Source organism: Sulfuricurvum sp. (assembly GCF_019163035.1).
Lineage (GTDB): Bacteria > Campylobacterota > Campylobacteria > Campylobacterales > Sulfurimonadaceae > Sulfuricurvum.
This window is the reverse complement of record NZ_JAFLKV010000049.1, coordinates 8,104-11,930: the sequence shown is the minus strand read 5'-3', so window position 1 is coordinate 11,930 and position 3,827 is coordinate 8,104. Positions and strand designations below refer to the sequence as shown.

The following is a 3,827-nucleotide window of genomic DNA, read 5'->3' as shown; positions in this document are numbered from 1 at the left end:
CCGACTGCTCTTTTTGCGCTCTTTGTACCCTTCCGTAGTATGGCAGGTCGAGCTTGAACCGTGCGACGTGTACGGTGATCGGATCGGACTGAGCAAAGTAATCGATAACCTGATCGAAAATGGGGTGAAATATTCACCTAAAAACCCTATAATCACGATCACACTTCGAAACTATACGTTGAGTATTTGTGATCAGGGGATAGGGATGGATGAAATCACCCTGATCCATATTTATGATCGCTACTATCAGAGCGATTCCACAATGGCGGGGTATGGAATCGGGCTAAATCTGGTCAAACGCTATTGTGACCGCTACGCAATCGCATTGCATATCTCCTCAAAAGTGAACGAGGGGACATGCGTTAAACTTGAATTTAAAAAAAGGGAAGAGAATGGAAAATAGCGGTTGGTTGGAATACGCACACAGTGCGATAGATTACGGGATTATCGGAATATTGGTATTGATGAGTGTCGTCTCATTATGGCTGTTTATCGAACGCCTAATGGCATACGGTTCTGTCCGTATTAGCGATTATGATACGAAAGAGGAGTTGGAACTTGATTTAGGTGATAACGTCTCTACGATTGCAACCATCGGTTCCAATGCTCCGTACGTGGGGCTTCTTGGGACGGTTTTAGGGATCATGATCACGTTTTACAGCCTCGGAGATGTCGGTGCAGTTGATCCTAAGAAAATCATGACAGGATTGGCATTGGCACTCAAAGCGACCGCGATGGGTCTCGTCGTTGCTATCCCATCGATCATCTTTTACAATATTTTACTGCGTAAAATGGAGAGACTCCTCACCATGTGGGAAATCAAAAACAAAGGGTAACCCATGAAAATGAAACGTATGGATACGATCAACGTTATCCCCTTTATCGACATTATGTTGGTGCTCTTGGTCATGGTATTGACGACGGCTACGTTTATCCGTACCGGACTTATCCCCGTTGATCTCCCCGATGCCAAAGGGACAGCCGCAGAGCATAAACCATCGGAGCTAAAACTCACGATCCAAAAAGACGGAACATTGATGCTGGGAGAAGAGAAAACACCGATTATGTTGGCTGATTTTGAACAACGGGTTATTGCCGGGGGTAAAGAGATGACAGTCGTACTCTATAGCGATAAAGATGCGGCATTTCAAAACTTTGTGGGTGTGATGGATGTCCTCAAACGTCTGGGGCATGAACAGCTCTATATTGTGACTGATAAGCAGAAATAATTGTGCATCAAATCAGCAACTATGTTTACGCCCGAGATGAACTCTTAGGTCTCGATATTCCAACCAAGAGACTTCCGAATCCTTACCACGATTTTCCCTATATGGTTTTGGAGGGGGTGCTCAGTAGCGCCGAATGCCGCGCGATTACCGCTGCCGCATTAGAGGACAAAAACTCCGTGCAAGCGGAGCTTCGAGGAAAAGCACTTGATACCGCAATCCGTAAAACCGATATTCATATATTGAGTAAAGAACATCGAGCTATCTATGATCGCCGTTTTGATGCGATACGTTCAGAGATAGAAGCTTTTTTTGCGATCTCATTGTCCAAAGCGACCGATGTACAGGTTCTGGGATACGAGAGCGGCTCATTTTACGTCAAACACTCCGATGATGCGAGTGAACTGCGTGATAGCGATGGAAATGTAGTTGGTTATCGTACCGTTGCACCGGAGCGTAAGCTCACCACCGTCCTTTTTACCACGTCGTATACCCCTCATCCAACGGATCAGGATCATTTCAGCGGAGGAGAACTCCTTTTCAACTATCTGTGTGATGAAAATGGTAATACAATAACCCTTCGCCCCGAAGCAGGGGATATGGTCGTTTTTTTGAGTAACCCTTATTTCGCCCATGAAGTCCTTAGCGTAAAAGAAGGTTTTCGACTTTCACTTGTCCAATGGCATGATGCACTGATGTAGGGTATAATTTCGCATCTTTTTTCCAAGGGCAAATAATGCGCTACTTTTACAGCTCGTTCGTAATCATGGCTTTAGGGCTGATCGCGGCGTTTTATCTCGGCGGACTCACTGCTATTTATATCACGTTTCTTTTGATTGTTCTTGAAATTTCCCTTTCATTCGATAATGCAGTTGTCAATGCCAAAGTTTTGGAGACAATGGATCCGATCTGGCAGAAACGGTTTATCGTATTCGGTATTCCGATTGCGGTATTCGGGATGAGACTAGTGTTTCCTCTTGCAATCGTTTCGATTGTGACGGGAATGGGATTGATGGAAACGCTACAAGTGGCGATGAATCAGCCCTCTGAATATGAAAAAGTGCTTAAAGCTACTGAATCGACAATTTTTGCGTTCGGGGGAGCTTTTTTACTGATGGTCTTTTTGGACTTTTTCTTTGAAGAGCGGGATGTTAAATGGGTGACCTTTGTTGAGGGTTCCAAAATGATGGAAACCTTCTCAGGTGTTGCTAATATCGAGTTGATTACCGCTATTATGGTCGGGATTGCTCTGGGGCACATTACCCAAGACTTCGGTGTTGTTCTCGCATTTATGTACGGTGTATTGCTTCACTCATTGCTGGGGATGCTGGATCATTTTCTCTCTTCCGATACGGTAAAAAGCGGGATTGCAGGATTTATCTATCTTGAAGTACTTGATGCGAGTTTCAGTTTTGACGGCGTAATCGGAGCGTTTGCCCTTACTAGTAATATCTTTATCATTATGATAGGGCTTGGTGTGGGAGCGATGTTTGTGCGGAGTATTACCCTCTATTTCGTTGAGCATAAAACCCTCTCCGAATTTCGTTATCTCGAGCACGGTGCCCACTATGCGATCGGAATTCTGGCAATTATCATGTTGATGAAAATTACCACTCACATCAGTGAAATGGTGACTGGAACCATCGGTATCGGTCTTATCGCTATCGCGTTTGCCCATTCATTATGGGAAAACAAACAAGCCAATAAGGCTTAGTCTTCTTCGCCGTCATTTTTGACGGCATTCTCTTCTCTCTTCTTCCGTTTATAATATTTGAGTATTCCATACAAACTTATCATCATCCACGTAAACTCCATGATAAAGGAAGCAAGATTCCAGTCATAAAGCAAAGAGATAATGATCAGGAATGCACCGAATGTATTCAACACGGAGAAGCTTAAATCACTTGCATCCATTTTTCCCAGTTGTAAAAGCATATAGCCGATAATAATGATGATAACACCGAGAATACCGATAAGGTCGATTAGGGATAATTGCATTGTATTTCCATTATTTGGGTTAGAGAGGAAGTGTATCGAAGAAGGGTTAAAAAGAGAGGTTATAGTTCGCAAAACGCCAAATGCTTGGCGTTTTTTGCGTCCTTACATCATACCGGGCATTCCACCCATACCGCCCATATCAGGCATTACAGGTTTGTCTTCTTTGATTTCATGGATTGTCGCTTCGGTGGTGAGGAGCATACTTGATACGGAGGTTGCATTGGTCAATGCAACACGCTCAACTTTGAGCGGATCAATGATTCCTGCTTCGAACATATCGACGTATTCACCGGTTGCTGCGTTGAACCCGATATTTTCATTGGTTGCGCTAACGATAGTATTAACGACAACACCCGCATCGTATCCCGCATTTTCAGCAATTTGTTTTACCGGAGCAGTGATTGCGCGGAGGATGATCTCCCATCCGATTTTTTGATCGCCGATGAGGTCGTGTTTCACTTTTGCCGCCGCGCGGATCAATGCCGCACCGCCGCCAATAACGATCCCCTCTTCAACTGCCGCTTTGGTCGCTGAGAGCGCATCGTCTACGCGGTCTTTTTTCTCTTTCATTTCGGTTTCAGTCGCTGCTCCGACTTTGATAAC

General features: G+C 44.5%; 7 protein-coding genes. 5 read left to right on the top strand and 2 right to left on the bottom strand.

Annotated elements, in window-relative coordinates:
* The 5 genes from JZU62_RS04480 to JZU62_RS04460 all read left to right on the top strand — a co-directional run.
* The coding region (locus JZU62_RS04480) for an ATP-binding protein (RefSeq protein WP_295012317.1) at positions 1 to 403 on the top strand (403 nt) is incomplete at its 5' end.
* Positions 393 to 836 (top strand): TonB-system energizer ExbB, encoded by a 444-nt coding sequence (gene exbB / locus JZU62_RS04475; protein ID WP_295012315.1) that lies wholly within the window; start codon positions 393 to 395, stop codon positions 834 to 836. The genes JZU62_RS04480 and exbB, both read left to right, overlap by 11 nt.
* A 3-nt stretch (positions 837 to 839) precedes the next feature.
* On the top strand, positions 840 to 1,229 hold the full coding sequence (locus tag JZU62_RS04470; RefSeq protein ID WP_295012313.1) for a biopolymer transporter ExbD: 390 nt from the start codon (positions 840 to 842) through the stop codon (positions 1,227 to 1,229).
* Positions 1,230 to 1,231: 2 nt separating this feature from the next.
* The gene (locus tag JZU62_RS04465; protein ID WP_295012311.1) at positions 1,232 to 1,927 is read left to right on the top strand and encodes a 2OG-Fe(II) oxygenase; all 696 of its coding nucleotides are present in this window, start codon (positions 1,232 to 1,234) and stop codon (positions 1,925 to 1,927) included.
* 35 nt (positions 1,928 to 1,962) lie between these two features.
* Positions 1,963 to 2,940 carry a DUF475 domain-containing protein gene (locus JZU62_RS04460; RefSeq protein WP_295012309.1) on the top strand — a complete coding sequence of 326 codons (978 nt, stop codon included), beginning with the start codon at positions 1,963 to 1,965 and terminating at the stop codon, positions 2,938 to 2,940.
* Here JZU62_RS04460 and JZU62_RS04455 read toward each other — a convergent pair.
* Both JZU62_RS04455 and JZU62_RS04450 read right to left on the bottom strand, forming a co-directional pair.
* Positions 2,937 to 3,224: a hypothetical protein gene (locus JZU62_RS04455; RefSeq protein WP_295012307.1), complete on the bottom strand. Its 288-nt coding sequence runs from the start codon at positions 3,222 to 3,224 to the stop codon at positions 2,937 to 2,939. The two genes, JZU62_RS04460 and JZU62_RS04455, sit on opposite strands and share 4 nt — an antisense overlap.
* 102 nt (positions 3,225 to 3,326) lie before the next feature.
* On the bottom strand, positions 3,327 to 3,827 hold a 501-nt coding region (locus JZU62_RS04450), incomplete at its 5' end, for a TCP-1/cpn60 chaperonin family protein (RefSeq protein ID WP_295012305.1).